Here is a 23,943-nt window from a genome sequence, read left to right as displayed (position 1 = left end):
GCTAAAGGCATCCGCTGAAGTCTCGCCGCTGGGGAGCAAAGCCGCCAACGGAGGGATTTTCCTCAGAAACGGTTGAAATGCATGGCGGCGCGTCGAAACACGACCTCAGCACCGCCCGTATCGGCCCTGCGCAGGCTGGCCAAGGAGAGACGATGACCACCACGATCAACAGCGGACAGAAGCTACACCTCGTCTTCGGCGGCGAGCTCGAGAACCTCGACGGCGTCAACTTCCGTGACGTGAAGGGGCTCGACATCGTCGGAATCTTTCCGGACTATGCCTCCGCGCAGAGCGCCTGGAAATCGAAGGCACAGGCCACCGTCGACAGCGCTCAGACGCGCTATTTCATCGTCCATCTCCATCGCCTGCTGGAGCCATGATCTGTGCAGGGCATCCCCCAATCATAAGTGAAGGCATTGTGACGCCGGGGCGGGGGTTGTAATGGGTGCCGCGCCGATGGGCCGGTATTCTGGCGCGGCTGGAAAATGTGAGATGAAGACGGCGGCATGAAGTCCTCGATCAAGATCATCGCTGGAAATGCCAGCCGTCCGCTTGCGGAGGCGATTTCCGCCTATCTCGAGCTTCCCCTGGCCAAATGCATGGTCCGTCGCTTCGCGGACATGGAAATCTTCGTCGAGCTTCAGGAGAATGTCCGCGGCGAGGACGTCTTCATCGTTCAATCGACCTCGTTCCCCGCCAATGACCACCTGATGGAGCTGCTCATCATGATCGATGCGGCGCGGCGCTCCTCGGCGCGGCGCATCACGGCGGTGATCCCCTATTTCGGCTATGCTCGACAGGACCGGCGCACCTCCGGCCGCACCCCGATTTCGGCTAAGCTTGTCGCCAACCTCATCACTGAAGCCGGCGCCGACCGCGTGATGACACTGGACCTCCATGCAGGCCAGATCCAAGGCTTCTTCGACATCCCCACCGACAACCTCTTCGCCGCGCCGGTGATCGTGCGCGACATCAAGGAGCGTCTCGACCCGAAGGAATGGATGGTGGTCTCGCCCGATGTCGGTGGTGTGGTCCGCGCCCGCGCCATCGCCAAGCGCATCGACGCGACGCTGGCCATTGTCGACAAACGCCGCGAGCGCCCCGGTGAATCGGAAGTGATGAACATCATCGGCGAGGTCGAGGGCCGTTCGTGCATCCTCGTCGACGACATCGTCGATTCCGGCGGTACGCTCGTGAACGCCGCAGAAGCCCTACTGAACGCCGGCGCCAAGGATGTGTCAGCCTACATCACCCACGGGGTGCTCTCGGGCGGCGCCGTCTCCCGCATCGCGGCTTCGCGGATGAAAGAGCTGGTGATTACCGATTCGATCCAGCCGACACAGGCGGTCAAGCTCGCCCGCAATATTCGCGTGGCCACCATCGCGCCGCTGCTCGGCGAGGCCATCGGTCGGACCGCGACAGAATCGAGTGTGTCGAGCTTGTTCGTCTGATTGGCCCGATGCCTGACCGATACGGCAGCGGTCATCGTCCGCTGGCCAAGTTACGGCGCTCGACGCCAAAATCTCAGGGACCTCGCGTCGCGCGGGTCCTCCGTCGGCGGTGACTGGACGCGAAGGCAATTGCGCGCTCTTCTGCCGCCGCCTATATACGCTGATCCCCTTTTGAGAGCGTGAGACGGGACTTCCGGATCGATTCATCCGGAGCCTGCGGACCGATGCCCGGCGCCGCCCGTTCCCCGCTAACGTCGGAGCCACAGAGCATGTCCCAAGGTCCGCTAATGCCGAAGGCGACCGCCGTCTGGCTGGTCGAGAATACCTCGCTCGCCTTCGAGCAGATCGCCGATTTCTGTAAGCTTCACCCGCTCGAAGTGAAGGGTATTGCCGACGGCGAAGTCGCTGCCGGGATCAAGGGCCTCGACCCGATCACCACGGGTCAGCTTACCCGCGACGAGATCGAGAAAGCGCAGAAATCTCCTAATTACAAGCTGAAGGTTGCCGTCTCGAAGGTGAAGTTGCCGGAGGTCAAGCGCACCACCAAGGGTCCGCGCTACACCCCTCTGTCACGGCGCCAGGACCGGCCGAACGCCATCCTCTGGCTGCTCCGCAACCACCCGGAGTTGAAGGATGCGCAGGTCATCCGCCTCGTCGGCACCACCAAATCGACGATCCAGCAGATCCGTGAGCGCACTCACTGGAATTCGAGCTCGCTGCAGCCGATGGACCCGGTGACCCTTGGTCTTTGCACGCAGATTGATCTCGATTTCGAGGTTCAGCGCGCCGCCAAGGACCGACCGGCCGTTCTGCCGACCGATGCCGGCGCGACCCTGTTGCCCACAGAGGTGTCCACCGCAGGCAGCTACGAAGAGGCGGACGAGCATCATCGCAACGAGCGCGACGAGAAGCTCAACGCGGATTCGGTCTTCGCCAAACTCAAGGGCATGCGCAACACTGAGGATGACGACGAGGAATAATCGTTACCTCGACGACACCACAATCCATTCGAATCATCCCAAGGGCGCTGCTGTTGCAGCGCCCTTCTTCGTGTTGGTGCACCGCATGATCGCCAACCATAAGAAAATGAGTAATATTGATCTTCCTCGATCCACGGGGACACTTTTTCGGGGCGGATAATGGCCTCTCGCGAGACAGGACACGATGTGGCGGAGCACCAGCCGGGCAGCCACGGATTCGGACCGGACATCCTAGTGACAGGATCACTCCCTGACGCGGCGACCGGGGATGTTGTCTCGCGCATGGCAGCGTCGGAGCCTGTGACCCTGGCGGAGTCGTTGATGAGCGAGGAGGGCTGGAGCCCGCTGAATTTCGACGAGACTGGCCCAAACCCGCCCTACTTACGCATCGGCGGCAAGCTCTCGATGACGCTGACGGAATATGAGCCGTGTTTTTCGTCGTATAGCCGGGATCGCATCCTGTTCCGATCCAAGGTTTCGATGGCCGAGCATTTGCGGAAATACGATCAGATGATGATTGATCCGCTCGCCTTCGAAGAATGTTTCGGCCCTGGCGAGGGGACCGACGCGACATTCCCGTTCGGCGCTTGGCTTACGATCCGCAAGGTTGGATTTTCCGGCATCGAACTCTGGGATAAGGGCCGGGGCGATGTGGTTCTTCCACTAGAGGCACTCTCGATCGCCTCCGCGATCTGGCTGCGCCACGCCGAGACGCCTCGCTGGATGCTCACCTGATCGCCCCACCCACCAACGATCCGAAGCGTTATGTTGCCGAAACGCACGAGATCAGGTATGGGAGCGCCGTCCTCCAATCGGATTCGACTGCGCGCGGGCGTCTCGTCCCGTCACCGGCCCGTTGGAGAATGGCCCTCGACCATCGCTTCATATTGCGTTGGCCCTCCTACGGGGGGTGAGCCTGTCGGATCCCATCAGGGGCCGCGGGCGGTGATCGCCGAGGGTGCCCCGTCACACGAACCGCCGACGCCGGCCTCGCACGAGAGGCCTGTCAGGAGACAGAATGACCGCTGGTAACGCCCTGCAGCGTAGCCCGAGCCGCGACGACTTCGCGGCTCTCCTCGAGGAGAGCTTCCTCGAGCACGAGATCACCGAAGGGTCCGTCGTCAAGGGTCGCGTCGTCGCGATCGAAAAGGACGTGGCCGTCATCGACATCGGCGCCAAGACGGAAGGCCGTGTCGCCCTCAAGGAATTCAACGGCCCCGGCCGCGAAGGCGAACTCGCCGTCGGCGACGAGGTCGAGGTCTATGTCGACCGCATCGAGAACGCCCTCGGCGAGGCCGTCATCTCGCGCGATAAGGCACGCCGCGAGGAGAGCTGGGTCAAGCTCGAGAAGGCCTTCGAGGCCAATGAGCGCGTCACGGGCGCGATCTTCAATCAGGTCAAGGGCGGCTACACCGTCGATCTCGATGGCGCCGTGGCCTTCCTGCCGCGCTCGCAGGTCGATATCCGTCCCGTGCGCGACGTCACGCCCCTCCTTGGCACCCCGCAGCCGTTCCAGATCCTCAAGATGGATCGTCGCCGCGGCAACATCGTCGTGTCGCGCCGCACCGTCCTCGAAGAGAGCCGCGCCGAGCAGCGCTCCGAGCTCGTGGCCAACCTTGAAGAAGGCCAGGTCATCGACGGCGTCGTCAAGAACATCACCGAGTACGGCGCGTTCGTCGACCTCGGCGGCATCGACGGCCTGCTCCACGTCACCGACATGGCATGGCGTCGTGTGAACCACCCGTCCGAGGTCGTGACCATCGGCCAGACGGTCAAGGTCAAGATCATCAAGATCAACCACGAGACCCACCGCATCTCGCTCGGCATCAAGCAGCTGCTCGCCGATCCGTGGGAGGGTATCGCCCAGCGCTACCCGGTCGACGCCAAGCTCAAGGGCCGTGTCACCAACATCACCGATTACGGTGCCTTCGTGGAGCTGGAGCCGGGCATCGAAGGCCTGATCCACGTCTCCGAGATGTCCTGGACGAAGAAGAACGTCCATCCGGGCAAGATCGTCTCTACCTCGCAGGAAGTGGAAGTGCAGATCCTCGAGGTCGATCCGGTCAAGCGCCGCATCTCGCTCGGCCTCAAGCAGACCCTCCAGAACCCCTGGGAGGCCTTTGCCGAGCAGCATCCGGTCGGCTCCGAGGTCGAGGGCGAGGTCAAGAACAAGACCGAGTTCGGTCTGTTCATTGGTCTCGACGGCGACGTCGACGGCATGGTTCACCTGTCGGATCTCGACTGGAACCGCCCCGGCGAGCAGGTCATCGAAGAGTTCAAGAAGGGCGACATGCTGCGCGCCCAGGTTCTTGACGTCGATGTCGAGAAGGAGCGCATCTCGCTCGGCGTGAAGCAGCTCGGCGGCGACCCCTTCACGGAAGCCGGCGAACTCAAGAAGGGTCAGATCGTGACCTGCGAAGTGGTGGAAGTGAAGGATTCGGGGGTCGAAGTTAAGATCGTCGACACCGACCTCTCCACCTTCATCCGCCGGGCAGAACTCGCCCGCGATCGTGGTGACCAGCGTCCCGAGCGTTTCGCCGCCGGCGAGAAGTTCGATGCCCGCGTGATCCAGTTCGATCGCAAGGCGCGTCGGGTCCAGCTTTCGATCAAGGCCCTGGAAATGGCCGAGGAGAAGGAGGCCATGGCCCAGTTCGGCTCCGCCGATTCCGGCGCCTCCCTCGGCGAGATCCTCGGTGCTGCCTTCAAGAAAGCCCGCACCAGCGACGACAAGGACGACGCGCAGGACTAAGCCCCGCGCAGATACGAATGGCGTCCAGCTCGTTAGAGCTGGACGCCATGTCTCGGAACGCCCGCGCGGGATCGTCTCTCGCGCGGGCGTTTTCGTGTCTCGGTACGAGACCTCATCACAGGACAGTTTCAAAACGCGACGTTTGAACGGATTGCGGCATTCGGCAGATTGTTGACCGCCGACCCATCGGCTAGGAACCGGGCGACCGAAGAAACGGCTCGAACTGCACACGCCACTTTTCGAGACATAGCCGGTGCCGGACACTCGTCTGCAGTGGCAGCCACGTATGACATTCGGGTCGCACTTTAATCAGCTGAAAACAGCACTCACGTTTCATCACCGGTGGTCGGCCATAAGCTCGTGCCGGCTCGCCATGATGCGGACCTCTTCGGGCCTTGGACACATAGCCCCACCTCAAGACGTCGCATCGAGGCCTGTTCTATAAGTGTTCCAGAGAGAAAATCGGAACACCGAAACGTTCGACGAGACTGATAAATAATAGCTGGAAGACTATCGCCGATCCCTTTACCGACCAGGGTCAGCGAGGCATCGATCCGGCAGACTGGTCAAGCCAGCACACCGGGCAAGAATGCCCATGGGAAGAAGCGCTCCTCCGATCCTCTCGATCCGATGCCCTGGATGGACAGACGTCCGATGAGGGTCCTCCGGACGTGTTCTGCAGAACGAGGTATGGCGATGAGCGCCGATAATAACGATACGAGCCCGTCCAACGGCGCTTCCTCCACCACGCCTGCCCTGAACCGCAGGCAGATTCTTGGCACGGCCCTGACCGGAATGGCGGCCGTGGCAATGCCCGGCTCTCTGGTCCTTGCTGCCCCTCCGGCAAAGAAGGTTGATGTCCTTCTGATCGGCGGCGGCATCATGAGCGCCACCCTCGGCGTCTGGCTGCGCGAACTCGAACCCAACTGGTCGATCCAGATGATCGAGCGTCTCGATGGCGTGGCGAAGGAGAGCTCCAACGGCTGGAACAACGCCGGCACGGGTCATTCCGCCCTGGCGGAGCTCAACTACACGCCCGAGAAGAAAGATGGGCAGATCGAGATCGCCAAGGCCGTCGAGATCAACGAGGCCTTCCAGGTCACCCGCCAGTTCCTGGCGTGGCAGGTTCGCAACGGCGTCCTGAAGAACCCGCGCTCCTTCATCAATTACACCCCGCATATGAGCTTCGTGTGGGGCGACGAGAACATCGCGTTTCTCAAGAAACGTCATGCCGCGCTCAAGGCGAGCCCCCTCTTCGCCGGCATGGACTATTCGACCGATCCCGAGCAGATCCGGAAATGGGTTCCCCTGATGATGGAGGGCCGCGATCCCAAGCAGAAGATCGCAGCCACCTGGACCTCTTTGGGCACCGACGTGGAGTTCGGCGAGATCACCCGCCAGTTCGTCGCGCATCTGCAGAGCCAGCCGAATTTCGACCTGCAGGCCTCGTCCGAGGTCCGGACCATCGACAAGAACCCCGACGGCTCCTGGCGCGTGGTCTCTCGGAACCTCAAGGACGGGTCCGAGCAGAGTTTCGACGCCAAGTTCGTCTTCATCGGCGCGGGCGGCGGATCCCTGCATCTCCTGCAGAAATCCGGTATTCCGGAAGGCGAGGATTACGCGGGCTTCCCCGTCGGCGGCTCGTTCCTCGTCAATGAGAATCCGGATGTGACGACGCAGCATCTGGCGAAGGCCTACGGCAAGGCCTCGGTCGGCTCGCCGCCGATGTCCGTTCCGCATCTGGACACGCGCGTCCTCGACGGCAAGCGCGTCCTGCTATTCGGTCCCTTTGCGACCTTCTCCACCAAGTTCCTGAAGGAGGGCTCCTATTTCGACCTCCTGTCCTCGACGACCACCAGCAACGTCTGGCCGATGGTTCGCGTGGGCGTGGATGAATATCCGTTGGTGGAGTATCTGGCCGGTCAGCTGATGCTCTCGGACGATGACCGCATCGCCGCCCTGCGTGAGTATTTCCCCAAGGCCAAGAAGGAAGAATGGCGCCTGTGGCAGGCGGGCCAGCGCGTGCAGATCATCAAGCGCGACAAGGACAAGGGTGGCGTTCTGAAACTCGGCACGGAGATCGTCAGCGCGAAGGACGGCAGCATCGCGGCGCTGCTCGGCGCCTCCCCGGGCGCGTCCACGGCCGCTCCGATCATGCTGAAGGTGCTGGAGAAGGTGTTCGCCTCGAAGGTTTCGTCCCCTGAATGGCAGTCGAAGCTTCGGCAGATCGTCCCGAGCTACGGATTGAAGCTGAACGACGATCCGGAACGGGTCGCGCAGGCCTGGGCCTATACGAGCGAGCAGTTGCAGCTGCCGTCTCCTCCGCAGATCGACGTCGAGGCACTGAAGCAGACGCCGGTCAGCAACACCGTCCTCAACAGCAACCCTACCACCACGACGAAGCCGGTCCACGACCTCGCTCCCTGAACGAGCGAAGCCAAGCGCTGAAATCCTCCGATGTCGCCCGTTCGCCATCGGAGGATTTTGCTTGGGTTGAACGATCGAAGCGAAAACCCGTCGCCGCGCCGGCACGACGCCTCGGCTTCGACCAATCCTAAACCACCCATCGGGCCCCGTATCCCTTGAGGCAGTGTCCTGACGCCGCGCGTCCGGCCAACGAGTGCTCTTGCCGGTCCGCAGAAGGGAGCGCTAGAACACGGCCCTGCTTTCGCGTCCCCCCGGGCTTCGGCGACCTTCCGGCGGAAGGACGTGTGAGCTCCCAAAGGTTTGGTGCAAACCACCGGCGGGTGTGAAACAAGTCTTGACGGGCGGAGGGGTGCACCATGGATGCACGCCTCCTTGCCCATGAGCGAAGAACCGGCCGAAACGGGCGGAAACGTTAAGGGAACGGGACGATCGCATGGCTGCAGACGCCGAACTTCTGATCGATCGTCGGCGCCTGCGCCGCAAGCTCTCCCTCTGGCGCGTCGTGGGAATCGGCGGGTTGATCGTCGCCGTCGGTGCGGTGGGCTACCGGGTCCGGGGCAATGACGGGTTCGGCTTCCCAGCCGTGAAACCACAGATCGCGCGAATTTCCATCGGTGGCTTCATCGCCGGCAGCGAATCGACGACCAAGCTGATCGAGCGCGTCCGCGATGCCAGCGCGGTGCAGGGCGTCATCGTCTCGATCTCCTCGCCGGGCGGCACAACCACCGGCTCTGAGGAACTCTACCGCAACCTGCGCTCGCTGTCCGAGAAGAAGCCGATGGTCGCCTTCGTCGATGGCACGGCGGCCTCTGGCGCCTATATCGCCGCCATCGCGGCCGATCATATCGTCGCTCGGGAAACCGCCCTGGTCGGCTCCATCGGCGTGCTGTTCCAATATCCCGATCTGTCCGGGCTGCTCGACAAGGTCGGCGTCAAGGTCGAGTCGGTGAAGTCGTCGCCCCTGAAGGCCGAGCCATCCGGCTTCACCCCGACCTCGCCCGAGGCACGGGCCGCCCTGGCCTCCGTTGTGGGCGACACCTACGCCTGGTTCAAAGGCCTCGTCTCCGAGCGGCGCAAACTCTCCGAGAAGGAACTGGCGACCGTTTCCGACGGGCGCGTCTTCAGCGGCCGCCAGAGCGTTCCGTTGAAGCTGGTGGATAGCGTCGGCGGCGAACGTCAGGCGGTGACTTGGCTCGAGGCGGAGCGCAACGTCGCCAAGGGCCTGCCCATCCGTGATTGGAAGCCCAAATCCGAGAGCGACTTCAAACTCTGGTCGGCTCTCAGCACGGGCGCCGATCTCCTTGGCATGGGCGGTCTTGCGACGCGCCTGCGTCAGGTCGGCGACGAGACGGCGAGCATCGCGCAAGGGGGAATGCTGGCTCTCTGGCGTCCGGCCTCAACCGATGCGCCTTGAGGGCGACGCCGAATCACGCCTGCCTGGATCACGTCCGCAGGGGTGCCGGAACCGCATGAAGTCAGGGAAGACCGCCGCATGATCAAGTCGGAGCTCGTGCTCAGGATCGCAGAGCAGAACCCGCATCTCTACCAGCGTGACGTGGAAACCCTCGTGAAGGCGATCCTCGACACGATCGCGGAAGCCTTGTCACGCGGCGACCGGGTCGAGTTGCGCGGCTTCGGCGCTTTCTCGGTCAAGCGTCGTGATGCGCGCCGCGGGCGCAACCCGCGCACCGGTGAGCCCGTTGCCGTCTCCGAGAAGGCCATCCCCGTGTTCAAGACGGGCAAGGAGATGCGCCAACGACTCAACGAGGCCGGCATCGGCGCAGAGGAGCCCTCCGAGAATGAGGAATCCTGAGCCCATGCAAAGCCTCGTCCTACCGACCGGAGTGTCTCGATGATCCGCTTCTTCAAGGGTTTGGTGCTGCTTCCCATCGCGATCGTGGTCGTGGCCCTGGCCGTGGCGAACCGGGAGGTCGTCCGCCTGTCCTTCGATCCGTTCACGGCGGACACGCCGGCCTTCAGCCTGCCATTGCCGCTCTACGTCCTGATCTTCGCCTCTGTCGCCATCGGCATTCTCTGCGGCGGTATCGGCACTTGGCTCGGCCAGTCCGGCACCCGGCGCACGAGCGCCGCCCGCCGCCGTGAGATCCGTCGCCTGGAGGGCGAGACCGAGCGTCTGAAATCCCGCGTCGCGGCCAGCGAGCCCACGCCGGCCGAGCGTTATCCCGGCCAGGACGGCCGCGTCGCGCTCCCAGCCCCGCGCTAGAGGCCAAGCGCAGTCATGTCGTCGATCCGCGTCAAGATCTGCGGGCTCAGTACCCCTGCGGCCCTCGACGCAGCGCTCTTGGCGGGGGCTGACCTGATCGGCCTCGTGCATTTCGCGAAGAGCCCGCGTCATGTCGACTTCGAGACTGCGGGTCGGCTGTCGGAACAGGCGAAGGGCAGGGCGGAGCGGGTCATCCTTCTCGTCGATCCCGACGATGCTCTGATCGATGCGGCACTGAGGGCCGTCGATCCGGATTGGATCCAACTCCACGGCCATGAGACCCCGGAGCGGGTCGCGGCCATCCGTGCCCACAGCAATCGCCCCGTGATGAAGGCGCTAGGCGTCTCGACGCGTTCGGATCTCGACGTTCTCTTCGCCTATGAAGCGGCCGACCGCATTCTCCTCGATGCGAAGCCTCCGCCCGACGCGGCCCTGCCGGGCGGCAACGGCATTGCCTTCGATTGGGACATCCTCGCGGGGCTGGACCTGCCGGCGGGGACGATGCTGTCCGGCGGCCTCGCTCCCGGCAATGTTGCCGAGGCCCTCCGCCGGACGGGCCTTCGCGCCGTCGATGTCTCTTCGGGGGTCGAGACCCGGCCGGGAGAAAAGAGTTCCGAGCGCATCGGAGCCTTCATTGCGGCGGTTCGGACTGGCGAATAGCGTCCGATTTCACAAATCGACGCGTTCGCCGCATTGTAGCCGCCCCCCGCACGGGTCTAGGCATTGGCGCAACCCCATACCGAACGCACAGGCCCGGCGGCGATCCGCCGGCCGACGACGTGAAGGACGACTGACCGTGACCATCGCCCCCTCTCCGAACTCGTTCCGCAACGGACCGGACGAGCGCGGCCGCTTCGGCATCTTTGGCGGACGCTTCGTCGCCGAGACGCTGATGCCGCTCATCCTCGATCTAGAGAAGGCCTATACGGAAGCGAAGGCAGATCCGTCCTTCCAGCAGGAGATGAACGGCCATCTGACCCATTATGTCGGCCGTCCGAGCCCGCTCTATTATGCCGAGCGCCTGACCGAGCACCTGCGTGCGGCATCGGCCCCGGGTCACGGAGCCAAGGTCTTCTTCAAGCGCGAGGAGTTGAACCATACCGGTTCGCACAAGGTGAACAACGTGCTCGGCCAGATCATGCTGGCCCGCCGCATGGGCAAGCCCCGGATCATCGCCGAGACGGGCGCCGGGCAGCACGGGGTCGCCACCGCCACCCTTTGCGCCCGGTTCGGCTTGAAATGCGTCGTCTACATGGGCGCCGTCGACGTGGCGCGCCAAGCGCCCAACGTCTTCCGCATGAAGATGCTCGGCGCCGAGGTGATCCCGGTAGAATCCGGCACCAAGACCCTCAAGGACGCCATGAACGAGGCGTTGCGCGACTGGGTCACCAACGTCGCAGATACATTCTACTGCATCGGCACGGTGGCCGGCCCGCACCCCTATCCGGCGATGGTGCGCGACTTCCAGTCGATCATTGGCCGGGAGACGAAGGAGCAGATGCTGGAGATGGAAGGGCGACTGCCCGACTCGCTCATCGCCTGTATCGGCGGCGGCTCCAACGCCATGGGGTTGTTCCACCCGTTCCTCGACGACCGCGAGGTGGAGATCTACGGCGTCGAGGCCGCCGGCCACGGCATCTCCTCGGGCCTGCACGCCGCCTCCCTCTCCGGCGGGAAGCCGGGAGTGCTCCATGGCAACCGAACCTACCTTCTTCAGAACGAGGACGGCCAGATCGCCGACGCCCACTCGATCTCCGCCGGCCTCGATTATCCCGGCATCGGCCCCGAACACGCTTGGCTGCACGAGGCCAAGCGCGTCACCTACCTCTCGGCGACGGATTCCGAGACGCTGGAAGCGTTCAAGCTGTGCTCGATGCTGGAGGGTATCATCCCGGCCCTGGAGCCGGCTCACGCCCTCGCCAAGGTGTTCGAGATCGCGCCGACGAAGCCGGCCGAACACCTGATGGTGCTCAATCTCTCGGGCCGTGGCGACAAGGACATCCCGCAGGTAGCCGAAATCCTGGGAACCCGCCTCTGAGAAAACCGCAACGGGGAGCTCGCAAGTGGCAAACTCCCCGTTGACACCCGAAGGCGGATTTCTTTATACCGCCGATCTCTTCAGGGGCGCCTGCACCGCGCGGGTTCCTTTGTTGTGGCGGGGTAGCTCAGTTGGTTAGAGCAGAGGAATCATAATCCTTGTGTCGGGAGTTCAAATCTCTCCCTCGCTACCAATCATTCCTAGTCGTTAGATCGACCTAGCCTTTGAGCCCTGGACCCCTGGTCCGGGGCTTTTTGGTTCTCTGAGAGGGATCTGCCGGACAGCGCGAACAATCGGGACGTGGTGCCCACCTGACGGCATCGATGGGCGGTTTTTGCGTGGCCCCTGCCTGGTATCCTCAGTCTCGCTCGCGATGCTCCTCAGCAATGATCCCATGGCGCTTCGTCCCCACTCGCCACTCATCGGCGCAATCGGGAGGCCACGACCTCGTTCGGTACGGAGGGCTAGGTCGACCTTAGTGTAGATTGATCTTGATCGCGGGAACCGGACGCTCGGTCGTCGCCCCGAGTGGAAGTCACAGGTGGACTTCGACCGGCTGTTTGCCGGGAACGGACGACGAATGCACCGGCGCCGGAAGGTCCGACGCCGGTCTCATCGAGTATGCGGCCTTCGGCGTCGGTGGCCGCGTCCTGGCGTTCCAGCCGGATGCCCTTATCCGAGGGCGTCTTCCACCGCCCTGCCGCAGGCTTCGGTATCGGCGTTGCCGCCGAGATCGCGGGTGCGCAGGGTGCGCTCGGAGAGGACACGCTCGATACCGGTGACGATCTCCCGGGCGGCTTCGGGCTCGCCGAGATGCTCCAGCATCATCGAGCCGGACCAGATCTGGCCGATGGGGTTGGCGATGCCCTGGCCGGCGATGTCGGGGGCCGATCCGTGAACCGGTTCGAACACCGAGGGGAAGAGCCGCTCCGGGTTGATGTTGCCGGAGGGCGCGATGCCGATCGTGCCGGTGCAGGCGGGTCCGAGGTCGGAGAGGATGTCGCCGAACAGGTTCGAGGCGACGACCACGTCGAACCGGTCCGGGTTCAGGACGAAATGGGCGGTCAGGATGTCGATATGGTACTGGTCCCAAGCCACGTCCGGGTAGGCCTTGGCCATCTCCTTCACCCGCTCGTCCCAATAGGGCATCGTGATCGAGATGCCGTTGGACTTGGTTGCCGAGGTCAGGTGCTTCTTCGGGCGGCTCTGGGCCAGCTCGAAGGCGAATTTCAGGATACGGTCGACGCCGTGGCGCGTCATGATCGTCTCCTGCAGGGCGAATTCGCGCTCGGTACCGGCGAACATGCGCCCGCCCGCATTCGAGTATTCGCCTTCCGTGTTCTCGCGGACCACCCAGAAATCGATGTCGCCGGGCTTGCGGTCGGCGAGCGGGCTCTTCACGCCCGGCATCAGGCGCACGGGGCGCAGGTTGGCGTATTGGTCGAATTCCCGCCGGAACAGGATCAGCGAGCCCCAGAGCGAGACGTGATCGGGCACCCTGTCCGGCATGCCCACGGCCCCGAAGAAGATCGCGTCGTGGCCCCCGATCTGCGCCTTCCAGTCTTCCGGCATCATCCGGTTGTGCCGCTCGTAATAATCGCAGCTGGCGAAGTCGAACCAGTCGAACTCGAGGGTGAAGCCGTGGCGCTTGGCGGCCTTTTCGAGGACGCGCACGCCCTCCGGCACGACCTCCTTGCCGATCCCGTCGCCCGGAATGACGGCGATGCGATAGTGGCGTGATGTCATGGGATCGGCTCTCCGCGGATGGGACGGCTGGGTTCGGGAGTTCAGGCGGCGCTCGACGGCCAGGGCGTCTCGGCGACGGGGGTCACCGGCCCCCGACCCTCGAACCAGGAAACGAGGTTGTCCACGAGGAGGTTGCCCATGGCACGGCGGGTATGGTGGGTGGCCGAGCCCACATGCGGCAGCAGGACGACGTTGTCCAAGGCGATGAGGGCGTCGGGAACCTGGGGTTCGTCCGCGAACACGTCGAGGCCGGCCGAGTGGATCACCCCCTGCTGCAGGGCCGCGATCAGGGCGTCCTCGTCGACGAGGCTGCCGCGCGCCACGTTGATGAGGATACCCTCCGGGCCGAGGGCGCCCAGCACCTCCGCGGTGACGAGGGGCCCGGCTCCGCCGCCGGGCGCCACGACCACAAGGACGTCGCAGGCCCGCGCCAGCTCGATCGCGCTCGGGTGGTAGTCATAGGCCACCTCGGTTTGCCTGCGGCGGCCGTGATAGGCGATGGCGCAGCCGAATCCATCGAGGCGCGTGGCGATGGCGTGCCCGATCCGCCCGAGGCCGAGGATGCCGATGCGGCGCCCGCGCAGGGAGGGCGAGAGCGGAAACGGGGCTTTCGGCCAGGCGCCCGCGCGGAGATAGCGGTCGGCTTGGGGGAGGCGGCGGACGGTGGCGAGGAGCAGGCCGAGGGCGAGGTCCGCCACCTCCTCGGTGAGCACGTCCGGGGTGTTGGTAACGACGGCGCCCCGGCCCTTGGCGGCCGCGACGTCGATCGTGTCGTAGCCGACACCGAAATTGGCGACGATCTCCAGGGCGGGGAGGCGCGCGAAGAGATCGGCTCCCGCCGGCGCCTGTCCTCCCACCACCACGCCGCGAATGGCCGGGCCGACCTCCGCCAGGAACGCGTCCCGGTCGGTGGCCCGATCGAGGCGGTGGAGGACGAAGCGCTCGTCGAGGGCCCGGATCGTATCGGGCAGGATCGCCTTCAGCAGCAGGATCTCCGCCTTCGCATGCGCTGTCATGGGGCCTCTTCGCAGTTGCGTGTTCCGTGGAGGTGGCGCTCCCGCTCCGGGGCGAAGCCACCTTGTGCTTTCCGCCAGCGGAGGGTGGACCGCAACCCGGAGCCGGCCCGCTCGGCAAGACCGCGTTGCGCCAATCCCATACAGGCCGCGAGGACTGTCTCGTTCCTCTGGCCGCGCGGAAGGCCGGACCTGACCTTGACCACCGTGGCGCTGACGAAATCTTCGGTCAAAGCGGACAGAACGGCTCGCTCCTCATCACTGAGCGGTCGCATCGTACGGATTTCCTCGGCACGTCGGTTCCCGGAAGACGGCCGCCGCCCGGAGCCGGGCGACGGCGGTGGAGGCCGTGCGGGGCCGGATCGCGCCCCGCACGGATCGGTCGCCGCTTACTCGGCGAGTTCGCGCATGACCTTGATCAGGTCCGACTTGCCCTCGAAGCCGATGCCGGGAAGCTCCGGCATGACGATGTGGCCGTCCTCGACCTTCACCCCGTCCGGGAAGCCGCCATAGGGCTGGAACAGGTCCGGGTAGCTCTCGTTGCCGCCCAGCCCGAGGCCGGCCGCGATGTTGAGCGACATCTGGTGACCGCCATGCGGGATGCAGCGCTTGGGCGACCAGCCGAACTGCTCCAGCACGTCGAGGGTGCGGAGATACTCGACGAGTCCGTAGGAGAGGGCGCAGTCGAACTGCAGGTAGTCGCGGTCGGGCCGCATGCCGCCGTAGCGCAGGAGGTTGCGGGCATCCTGGTGCGAGAACAGGTTCTCGCCGGTCGCCATCGGGCCGGGATAGAACTCGGAGATCGCGGCCTGCAGGGCGTAGTCGAGGGGATCGCCGATCTCCTCGTACCAGAACAGCGGATACTGGCGCAGCATCTTGGCGTAGGCGATGCCCTGTTCGAGATTGAAGCGGCCGTTCACGTCGACGGCGAGCTGCGCCTGCGAGCCGATCTCCTTCAGCACGGCCTCGATGCGGCGCTGGTCCTCCTCGATCGGCACGCCGCCGATCTTCATCTTCACGACGTTGTAGCCACGGTCGAGGTAGCCGCGCATCTCGGCGCGCAGCTGGGTGTCGTCCTTGCCGGGATAGTAATAGCCGCCGGCCGCGTAGACGAAGACGCGCGGATTGGCCTCGACGCCCTTCTGCTCGGCGAGCATCCGGAACAGCGGCTTGCCGGCGATCTTGGCGGTGGCGTCCCAGATGGCCATGTCGAGGGTGCCCACCGCCACCGAGCGCTCGCCGTGGCCGCCGGGCTTCTCGTTGGTCATCATCGCCGCCCAGAGCTTGTGCGGGTCGAGATTGTCACCGGCCTCGTTGAGCACGCTCGCAGGTTCGGCCTCGAGGATGCGGTTCTTGAAGCGCTCGCGGATCAGGCCGCCCTGGCCGTAGCGGCCGTTGGAATTGAAGCCGTAGCCCACCACCCGGCGGCCGTCGCGCTCCACGTCCGTGACCACGGCCACGAGGCTGGCGGTCATCTTCGAGAAGTCGATATAGGCGTTGCGGATGGGCGAGGAGATCGGCTTGGTGATCTCGCAGACGTCGACGATACGCATGGTGGCTCTCCTTGAGATGCGAAGGGATTCGCGCGGGGGAAGGGATGGAAGCGGACGAAAGCAGCCGGAAGGTCTAGTGGGCGGCCGCCACGGGGCGGGGCAGGGCATGCCCGGCTTCCGTGTCGGGAACGACGTCCTCGGATGAGACGGCGGCCCGGTTGCGGTAGGCCTCCTCCGCCTTGGCGAGGTCGAAGGCGCCTTCCCACTTGGCGACCGCGATGGTGGCGACCGCGTTGCCGATGAGGTTCGTGACCGCCCGTGCCTCGTTCATGAAGCGATCGACGCCGAGCAGAAGGACGAGGCCGGCGACCGGGACGGTGTGGATGCTCGACAGGGTGGCGGCGAGGGTGACGAACCCGGCCCCGGCGACACCCGCCGACCCTTTCGAGGTCAGGAGCAGCACGCCCAGGACGACGAGCTGGTCGCCGATGCCCAGCGGCGTGTTGGTGGCCTGGGCGACGAAGATCGCCGCCATGGTCAGGTAGATGCAGGTGCCGTCGGCGTTGAAGGTGTAACCCGTCGGCAGAACGAGGCCGACCACCGACTTCTCGCAGCCCACACGCTCCAGCTTGGCCATCATCCGGGGCATCACGGCCTCGGTGGAGCAGGTCCCGAAGGTGATGAGGATCTCGTCCTTGAAGAAGCCGAGAACCTTGAAGAGCGAGAACCCGGTCCAGGCGCAGACGGAGCCGAGCACCAGCACGACGAACAGGATCGACGTGGCGTAGACACCGAGCATCAGGTAGGCGAGGGACCAGACGGTGCCGAACCCGTACTTGCCGATGGTGAAGGCGACGCCGGCACCCGCACCGATGGGGGCCAAGCGCATCACCATGGCGACGATGCGGAACAGCGCGTCCAGCAGGCTGTCGATGACGACGACCACCGGCTTGCCGCGTTCGCCCGCCTGAACCAGGGCGAGGCCGAAGAGCAGCGAGATCAGGATGATCTGCAGCATGGCGCCCTTGGCGAAGGCATCCACCATCGTCGAGGGGATGATGTCCATCAGGAAGCCGACGATGCCGGGCTGGGCTTCCGCCCGCTTGGCGTAGGAGGCGATGGCGCTGCCGTCGATATGCGTGGCGTCGATGTTCATGCCGACGCCCGGCTGCATCACGTTGACCACCACGAGGCCGATGACGAGGGCCAGCGTCGAGACGACCTCGAAGTAGATCAGCGCGCGCACACCGATGCGGCCTACCTCCTTCATGTTACCCATCTTGGCGATGCCGACCACGATGGTACCGAAGATGACCGGCGCGAGCAGCATCTTGATCAGCTTGATGAAGCCGTCCGCCAGGGGCTGCAGCGTGACGGCGACGTCGGGCAGGAAATACCCGACGAACCCGCCGATGACGATTGCTATGAAGACTTGAACATAGAGTCGGCTTAGCCATGACTTCATGATCTGTTTCCTCCTGATCTGCCACTTAACGGGCAGCTTGATTAGTGATCCCTCTTGTGGGGCTTGATGCTGTGGGTACGCCTGGACACCCTCGTCCGGCCAATGCCATGTTCGGTTCGGGCTATGCGCGAACGGCATCGGGCTGGACGGACGGATGGACATGGTCCGACCGATGGATCTGGGCTGATCGATGGATCTGGACTGGCTGAAGGACTTCCTCGCGCTGGCGGAGCAGAAGACGTTCTCGCGGGCGGCGGAGGCTCGAAGCGTGACGCAGCCGGCCTTCAGCCGGCGCATCCGGGCTCTCGAGGATTGGGTCGGGACGCCACTCTTCGCACGGGGCGCGCAAGGGGCGGCGCTGACCCCGGCCGGCGTCACCTTCCTCCCGGCAGCCCAGGCTCTGCTGCACAGCCTGGAGCGGGCCCGCCGCGAGACGCGGGCGGTGGGCGCTCAGGATACGGCGACGCTCTCCATCGCCGCGACCCACGCCCTATCGTTCACGTTCTTTCCGAGTTGGGTCCGCCGGGTCATGCGATCCCGGACGCTGGGCACGCTCAATCTCATCTCGGACAGCATGGAAGCCTGCGAGCAGATCATGCTGTCGGGCGAGGTGCACTTCCTACTCTGCCACTTCCACGGGAACGCCCCGACACGGTTCGAGCCCGACCGGTTCGAGAGCGTGCGGGTCGGCGACGATCGTCTCATCCCGCTTTGCGCGCCCTCGGGAGACGGCGCGGGTCTGTGGTCGCTGCCGGGATCGTCCGCCGAGCCGGTTCCCTACCTGGCCTACAGCCAGGCCTCGGGCCTCGGGCGCATCCTGGCGAGCTGCCGCAACGGGGATTCGTTCCACCTCGACACCCGCTTCACCTCGCATCTCGCCGCGACGCTGACGACCATGGCGCGCGAGGGGCACGGCGTCGCCTGGCTCCCACAAACGGTCGCGGCCGACGATCAGACGCGCGGTCGCCTCGTCCGCGCGGGGCACGAACAGTTCGACGTGCCCATCGAGATCAGACTGTTCCGCTCGCTCGAGTGCCGCAATCACGCCGCCGACGAGCTTTGGGACTATCTCACCGGAGCGCAAACCTCATAGCTCGTGGGTGCGTCGATCACAGCCGCATCCCCGTGGAGCACGGCCAGTCTTGGACCGGTGGACATCTGCTTTCGGGAAGTCAGTCAATTGCCGTCTATGGCGAAGTTGGGGTCTGCCGTCCCTTCGGAGAGGAGTCGGCAAGACAGGTCGATAGCCTATGAACCGAATCGGGCCGACCCCTGAACGGCCCACTCCCGCATATCTCCCGGGGGGCTCCGCGATCCTACCCAGGGTGCTTGACGACACCGTCACTCGGCATCCGGCTGGCGAGTGCATCGATGGCGAGGCGTGACCGCAACGGCAGATACCGTGCCGCGGGCCAGACGGCGTAGCAATCCATGGTCGCGTAGGGCCGCTCCGCCCAGAGCTGGACGAGTTCACCCTTTTGCAGGCTGTCGCGGATCAGCCAATGCTGGAGCCAGCAGAGGCCGAGCCCCGCCTTGGCGGCGCTCAGGATGACTTCGACGTCGTCGAACCGCAGCCTGGAATGTGGGGAGATCGGGACGAGGACGCCGTTGGCATCCGGCAGGCGCCAGGCATAGCCGCGGTCGCCGCGCGCATAGGCGAGTGCGTCGTGCCCGGCGAGATCCGCGAGCTCCTCCGGGCGTCCGCGCGCATCGAGGTAGGACGGGGAGGCGCAGAGCACCATACGTTCCGTCACCAGCCGCCGGGCACGCAGGGAGCTGTTGTTGCCGAGCGCGCCGAAGCGCAGCCCGAGGTCGAAGCCGTCGGCGATCAGATCGATGACCCGGTCGCTGAAATTCAGGTCGAGTTCCAGCTTCGGATGCGCCTTGGCGTAGTCGAGCAGGATCGGCGCCGCGCAGCGCCGGCCGAGGAGAACCGGCATCGAGATCCGCAATCGCCCCGCCACCTCCTGGCGGCCCGATTCGAGGAGCGCCTCGCCGGTCCGCAATTCCGCGACGGCGCGCAGGCAATGTTCGTAGAATTGCTGCCCGGCTTCCGTCAGGCTCTGGGTGCGCGTGGTCCGCTGGAACAGGCGCACGCCGAGCCGCTCCTCGAGCCGGGCCACGGCCTTGCCGACGGCGGACCGGGACAGGGACAGCCGGTCGGCCGCCCGCGCGAACCCGCCAGCCTCTACCGCCTCCACGAAGATCTGCACGCCGTCGAACTTGTCCCGCATCGGTCGCCCGATCCTGCCGATCCTGATCCGTCGATTGTAGCGCCAAAGGCAACAAAGAAGCGAATACTCAGATCTGAAGCCGCAGAAAAATCTACGTTAGAGGAAGGGCGGACGGACGGCGAGGCCCCGACAGGAGCGGCCCCGCCCAACGGGCGGCAGAGGTCGAGTCCCGTAGGCACGCCCCGGATGGAAAAGGAAGAACTGAGGATGAGCGCGAAAGTCGTTGTGGTCACCGGCGCGAGCAGTGGCTTTGGAAAACTCACGGCCCTGGAACTGGCGAGGCGCGGTCACAGCGTCATCGCGACCATGCGGGATGTCGAGGGCCGGAACAGCGCGGTCCGGAACGAACTGATCGAGGCCGCGAAGGCGGAGGGGAATCCCCTGCAGGTCCTCGAAATGGATGTGGTCAGCGACGACTCAGTCGAGGCCGCCATCGCTCGGGTCATCGCGCAGCACGGCAGGATCGACGTTCTGGTCAACAATGCCGGCCTGATGCCCATCGGGGTGACGGAAGCCTACACGATCGCCGATGTCGAACGGCTGTTCGCGGTCAATGTCTTTGGGGCGGTCCGCGCCGACCGTGCCGTCCTGCCGCATATGCGCGCCGCCGGCAGCGGACTGATCGTGCAGGTCACGTCGCTGATGGGACGCTTCGTCATCCCGTTCTTCGGTGTCTATGCGGCGACCAAGTTCGCGCTCGAAGCCCTGGCGGAGACCTATCGTTACGAGCTGAGCGGCTTCGGGATCGATTCGGTCATCGTGGAGCCGGGCCCGTTCCCCAGCAACCTGATCTCGTCCAGCCCCGAGCCGTCCGATACGGACGTACTGACCGCCTATGGCGCAGTGGCGTCGATCCCGGGCCAGATCAAGGACAACGCCGACAAGTCGTACGACCCCGCCCATCCTCCGCGCCCGCAACTCGTCGCCGATGCGATCGCCGGGCTGGTCGAGGCAACGGAGCGGCGTCCCCTGCGCACGGTGGTCATGCCAGAGGGCGTGGATTTCGGCGTCGCGCGCATCAATGAGGCGGTGGCTCCGATCCAGAACGACATGCTTCGGGCCATGGGCATGGCACACGTCATCTGAAACATGAGGCGGCGGGACATGCCACACGCCGCTTTTCGACGGGTTCGGTCTCGCTCGATGGAGGGGACGTTGCCTCGTGGGGGACTTCCAGCCCCTGCGCTGAACGGATCGGGATGCACCGGATGTGGCCGAACGGCCGGTTCGGCACGCTCCCGGATGCCTGCGGGATCAGAGCTGATTGAACCGCTGCCGCTGCCCCCTCGACCGGTACAGTTGCTAACTTTTGACAGCTTCATGGCCCTGTGACACCGTTCGGTCATGTCGAGCACGCCGACCCGCAACATCGCCCTGACCCATGAGCTGGAGAGCTACATCAAGGGTCAGGTCGCGAGTGGGCATTACGCAAATGCCAGCGAAGTCGTCCGCGCCGGTCTTCGCCTTCTGATCGAGCGTGACCACGCGGTGCCTCGCTCCCGCGGCCATAGCTCCGCAAAAGCGGCGGACAGATGATGACCGCCTCGATTGCCACTCCGTCCGCCCCGCACGACTTCCAGGCGGATATCATTGCGGTCGAGGGCATCGCCGCGGTTCCGACGATCCTGAACGTAGTCTGTCGGACGACGGGCATGGGCTTCGCCGCCATCGCCAGGGTGACGGACGACCGCTGGGTCGCCTGCAGTGTCAAGGACGACATCGCCTTCGGTCTGGCGCCGGGCGGCGAGCTACCGGTCGCCACCACGATCTGCGACGCGATCCGCTCGTCCGGGACGGGAGTGGTCATCGACCACGTGTCCGAGGACCCGGCGTTCCAGGCGCATCCGACCCCGGAGATGTACGGCTTCCAGAGCTACATCTCGATGCCCATCACCCTGCCGGACGGCAGCTTCTTCGGCACGCTCTGCGCCATCGACCCTCGTCCGGCCCGACTGAACACGCCGGAGACAGTCGGCATGTTCAGGATGTTCGCCGACCTCATCGGCTTCCATCTCGACGCGCATAGGCGCCTCGCCGACCGGGAGGCGCTCCGGCGCAGCGACGCCTTCGTCAGAGGCATCCTCAGGGCGAGCCCGGATTGCGTGAAGGTGCTCTCCGCCGACGGCACGCTGGAGTTCATGAGCGCGCGGGGGCTCGAACTGAACCAGATCGGATCGCTTCAGGACGTGGTGGGAAAGGAATATGCCGGGCTCTGGCCGGAAGGCGAGCGCGCCAAGCTGCGCGATGCCGTCCGGCGGGCGGCCGCCGGAGAGGTCTCACGCATCGAGGGGCAGGCCCAGACGGCCGATGGCGACCTCCGCTGGTGGGAGGTGAGCTTCGCACCCTTCCAGCCCGACGAGGGCGGTGCCCTCAAGCTCGTCGGCATCTCCCGCGACATCACCGAGCGCTACCGGGCCGAGACCGCGCGGCAAGCCGGGGCGGAAGCCCTGCAAGCCCTGAACGACGACCTGGAGCGGCAGGTCGCGGAGCGGACGGCGGAGCTTCGTCTGTCGCGCGACATCCTCCAATCGAGCGCCGCGCCCATCTGCGCCTTCGACACCGCGTACCGGCTCATCGCCTTCAATCAGGCCCATAGCGACGAGTTCTTCCGCATCTTCGCCCACCGCGTGCAGGTCGGCGAGGTGTTCCCCGACCTGTTCCCGCCGGACCAAGCCCCGGTCATGCGCGGGTTGATGGAGCGCGCGCTCCGGGGCGAGACATTCACCGTCACCGAGGAATTCGGCGACCCCGACCTGGCGAAGCCCTATTGGGAGGTGTCCTACTCGCCCTTGCGCGACGAAGTGGGACACATCGTCGGGGCGTTCCACTACGCCAAGGATATCTCGGAGCGGCTACGCGCCGAGACCGCACTCGCCGACACGCAGGAAGCGTTGCGCCAATCGCAGAAGATGGAGGCCGTCGGGCAGCTGACCGGGGGCGTGGCGCACGATTTCAACAACCTTCTCACCATCATCCGCTCCTCCGTCGATTTCCTGCGCCGGCCGGAGCTGCCCGAGGAGCGCAAGCGGCGCTACCTCGATGCCGTGTCCGATACGGTCGACCGCGCCGCGAAGCTGACCGGGCAGCTCCTCGCCTTCGCCCGCCGCCAGGCCCTCAAGCCCGAAGTGTTCGAGGTCGGCGAGCGCCTGCGCGCCGTCTCCGAGATGATCGACACCGTGACGGGGGCCCGCATTCGCCTGACGGTGGAAACGCCCGACGAGCCCTGCTTCGTGAAGGCGGACCTGAGCCAGTTCGAGACCGCCCTCGTCAACATGGCGGTGAATGCCCGCGATGCGATGGACGGGGAGGGGACCCTGACCCTGAATCTGGTGCGCCGCGGAAAGCTGCCGCCGATCCGGGGGCATGCGGTCGCCCTCGGAGCCTTCGCGGCGATCTCCCTCACCGATACGGGTACCGGAATCGCGCCTGAGCAGTTGGGCCGCATCTTCGAGCCGTTCTTCACCACCAAGGAGGTGGGGAAAGGAACCGGCCTCGGCCTCAGCCAGGTGTTCGGTTTCGCCAAGCAGTCGGGCGGCGATGTCGACGTGTCGACCAGGCTCGGGCACGGCACGACGTTCACGCTCTACCTGCCCGAGATCGTGATCGAGCAGAACGGCGCGGACCGCGAGATACCGCAGCCGGCCCCGGGCTCCCCGATGGGTGCGGGCCAGCGCGTCCTGGTGGTCGAGGACAATATCGAGGTGGGCCGCTTCGCCACGCAGATCCTCGAAGACCTCGGCTACCGCACCACCTGGGCCGTCAATGCCGAGGAAGCCCTGGAGCTGTTGGGGAGCGAGGGCAACGGATTCGACGCCGTGTTCTCGGACGTGGTGATGCCTGGCATGGGCGGCATCGCCCTGGCCAAGCGATTGCGCGCGCAGCTGCCGAGCCTGCCGATACTGCTCGCCTCAGGCTACAGCCACGTCCTGGCGCAGGATGGAACGGAGGGTTTCGAGCTTCTGCACAAGCCGTACTCGGCCGAACAGCTCGGGCGCATCCTGAGGCAATTGACGACGAAGCGGATGAACGCGCTCGTCGGCTGATCGAAGCGGCATTCGCGAATTCCTGGCGTCAAAGTCGGGAAGCCTCCCCCTGACATCGATCGCCCGCTGGTGCTTCCGTG

Annotated in this window: 21 protein-coding genes and 1 tRNA gene; 16 read left to right on the top strand and 6 right to left on the bottom strand. The window is 65.3% G+C overall.

Annotated features, from left to right (window positions below):
- Positions 1-152: 152 nt before the first annotated feature.
- The 12 genes from ACYQR9_RS19500 (at position 153) to ACYQR9_RS19445 (ending at position 12,062) form a co-directional block, all read left to right on the top strand.
- The gene (locus tag ACYQR9_RS19500) at positions 153-380 is read left to right on the top strand and encodes a DUF4170 domain-containing protein (RefSeq protein ID WP_461227756.1); all 228 of its coding nucleotides are present in this window, start codon (positions 153-155) and stop codon (positions 378-380) included.
- Between the two features lie 126 nt (positions 381-506).
- Positions 507-1,451: a ribose-phosphate pyrophosphokinase gene (locus ACYQR9_RS19495; protein ID WP_019903469.1), complete on the top strand. Its 945-nt coding sequence runs from the start codon at positions 507-509 to the stop codon at positions 1,449-1,451.
- A gap of 269 nt (positions 1,452-1,720) precedes the next feature.
- Positions 1,721-2,431 (top strand): DUF1013 domain-containing protein, encoded by a 711-nt coding sequence (locus tag ACYQR9_RS19490; protein WP_056433259.1) that lies wholly within the window; start codon positions 1,721-1,723, stop codon positions 2,429-2,431.
- Positions 2,432-2,713: 282 nt separating this feature from the next.
- Positions 2,714-3,166: a hypothetical protein gene (locus ACYQR9_RS19485; RefSeq protein WP_244477971.1), complete on the top strand. Its 453-nt coding sequence runs from the start codon at positions 2,714-2,716 to the stop codon at positions 3,164-3,166.
- Between the two features lie 283 nt (positions 3,167-3,449).
- Positions 3,450-5,180 carry a 30S ribosomal protein S1 gene (gene rpsA, locus ACYQR9_RS19480; protein ID WP_056433243.1) on the top strand — a complete coding sequence of 577 codons (1,731 nt, stop codon included), beginning with the start codon at positions 3,450-3,452 and terminating at the stop codon, positions 5,178-5,180.
- Between the two features lie 696 nt (positions 5,181-5,876).
- Complete coding sequence (gene mqo / locus ACYQR9_RS19475; protein ID WP_461229845.1) at positions 5,877-7,607, top strand: malate dehydrogenase (quinone); 1,731 nt, start codon at positions 5,877-5,879, stop codon at positions 7,605-7,607.
- A gap of 433 nt (positions 7,608-8,040) precedes the next feature.
- Entirely contained in the window at positions 8,041-9,021 is a 981-nt protein-coding gene (gene sppA, locus ACYQR9_RS19470) for a signal peptide peptidase SppA (RefSeq protein ID WP_461227755.1), read from the top strand.
- Positions 9,022-9,099: 78 nt separating this feature from the next.
- Positions 9,100-9,420 (top strand): integration host factor subunit beta, encoded by a 321-nt coding sequence (locus tag ACYQR9_RS19465; RefSeq protein ID WP_056433233.1) that lies wholly within the window; start codon positions 9,100-9,102, stop codon positions 9,418-9,420.
- 39 nt (positions 9,421-9,459) lie between these two features.
- Positions 9,460-9,831 carry a LapA family protein gene (locus ACYQR9_RS19460; protein ID WP_461227754.1) on the top strand — a complete coding sequence of 124 codons (372 nt, stop codon included), beginning with the start codon at positions 9,460-9,462 and terminating at the stop codon, positions 9,829-9,831.
- Positions 9,832-9,846: 15 nt separating this feature from the next.
- Positions 9,847-10,491 carry a phosphoribosylanthranilate isomerase gene (locus tag ACYQR9_RS19455; RefSeq protein ID WP_207411475.1) on the top strand — a complete coding sequence of 215 codons (645 nt, stop codon included), beginning with the start codon at positions 9,847-9,849 and terminating at the stop codon, positions 10,489-10,491.
- A gap of 136 nt (positions 10,492-10,627) precedes the next feature.
- A complete protein-coding gene (trpB, locus tag ACYQR9_RS19450) occupies positions 10,628-11,869 on the top strand; it encodes a tryptophan synthase subunit beta (RefSeq protein WP_056433223.1) in 1,242 nt (413 codons plus the stop codon).
- Between the two features lie 116 nt (positions 11,870-11,985).
- Positions 11,986-12,062 (top strand) — tRNA-Met (locus tag ACYQR9_RS19445).
- Positions 12,063-12,541: 479 nt separating this feature from the next.
- Here ACYQR9_RS19445 and ACYQR9_RS19440 read toward each other — a convergent pair.
- The 5 genes from ACYQR9_RS19440 to dctA all read right to left on the bottom strand — a co-directional run bounded on the left by ACYQR9_RS19440 (position 12,542) and on the right by dctA (position 17,586).
- Positions 12,542-13,615: a tartrate dehydrogenase gene (locus ACYQR9_RS19440; protein WP_311273930.1), complete on the bottom strand. Its 1,074-nt coding sequence runs from the start codon at positions 13,613-13,615 to the stop codon at positions 12,542-12,544.
- A gap of 41 nt (positions 13,616-13,656) precedes the next feature.
- Positions 13,657-14,631, bottom strand: coding sequence for a 2-hydroxyacid dehydrogenase (locus ACYQR9_RS19435; RefSeq protein WP_461227753.1), 975 nt, complete (start codon positions 14,629-14,631; stop codon positions 13,657-13,659).
- Positions 14,628-14,903 carry a hypothetical protein gene (locus tag ACYQR9_RS19430; protein ID WP_461227752.1) on the bottom strand — a complete coding sequence of 92 codons (276 nt, stop codon included), beginning with the start codon at positions 14,901-14,903 and terminating at the stop codon, positions 14,628-14,630. Before ACYQR9_RS19430 ends, ACYQR9_RS19435 begins: the two co-directional genes overlap by 4 nt.
- 114 nt (positions 14,904-15,017) lie before the next feature.
- Positions 15,018-16,181, bottom strand: a complete 1,164-nt coding sequence (locus tag ACYQR9_RS19425; protein ID WP_056433205.1) for a mandelate racemase/muconate lactonizing enzyme family protein — start codon at positions 16,179-16,181, stop codon at positions 15,018-15,020.
- 73 nt (positions 16,182-16,254) lie between these two features.
- Positions 16,255-17,586 carry a C4-dicarboxylate transporter DctA gene (gene dctA, locus ACYQR9_RS19420; protein WP_056433200.1) on the bottom strand — a complete coding sequence of 444 codons (1,332 nt, stop codon included), beginning with the start codon at positions 17,584-17,586 and terminating at the stop codon, positions 16,255-16,257.
- Positions 17,587-17,776: 190 nt separating this feature from the next.
- On the opposite strand from dctA, the gene ACYQR9_RS19415 reads away from it, so the two are divergent.
- Positions 17,777-18,679, top strand: a complete 903-nt coding sequence (locus tag ACYQR9_RS19415) for a LysR family transcriptional regulator (protein ID WP_311273927.1) — start codon at positions 17,777-17,779, stop codon at positions 18,677-18,679.
- A gap of 223 nt (positions 18,680-18,902) precedes the next feature.
- Here the strand turns inward: ACYQR9_RS19415 and ACYQR9_RS19410 are convergent, their stop codons facing one another.
- Entirely contained in the window at positions 18,903-19,820 is a 918-nt protein-coding gene (locus ACYQR9_RS19410) for a LysR family transcriptional regulator (protein ID WP_461227751.1), read from the bottom strand.
- A 207-nt stretch (positions 19,821-20,027) separates the two neighbouring features.
- On the opposite strand from ACYQR9_RS19410, the gene ACYQR9_RS19405 reads away from it, so the two are divergent.
- From ACYQR9_RS19405 to ACYQR9_RS19395, 3 genes are all read left to right on the top strand, one after another.
- On the top strand, positions 20,028-20,906 hold the full coding sequence (locus ACYQR9_RS19405) for an SDR family oxidoreductase (protein WP_311273926.1): 879 nt from the start codon (positions 20,028-20,030) through the stop codon (positions 20,904-20,906).
- A 258-nt stretch (positions 20,907-21,164) separates the two neighbouring features.
- Entirely contained in the window at positions 21,165-21,356 is a 192-nt protein-coding gene (locus tag ACYQR9_RS19400; protein ID WP_056433188.1) for a type II toxin-antitoxin system ParD family antitoxin, read from the top strand.
- Entirely contained in the window at positions 21,356-23,863 is a 2,508-nt protein-coding gene (locus tag ACYQR9_RS19395) for a PAS domain-containing protein (RefSeq protein ID WP_461229844.1), read from the top strand. Before ACYQR9_RS19400 ends, ACYQR9_RS19395 begins: the two co-directional genes overlap by 1 nt.
- Positions 23,864-23,943 lie beyond the last annotated feature (80 nt).

The sequence above is a fragment of the Methylobacterium sp. CM6241 genome (genome assembly GCF_054817845.1).
This window is presented reverse-complemented; position numbering and strand designations above follow the sequence as displayed.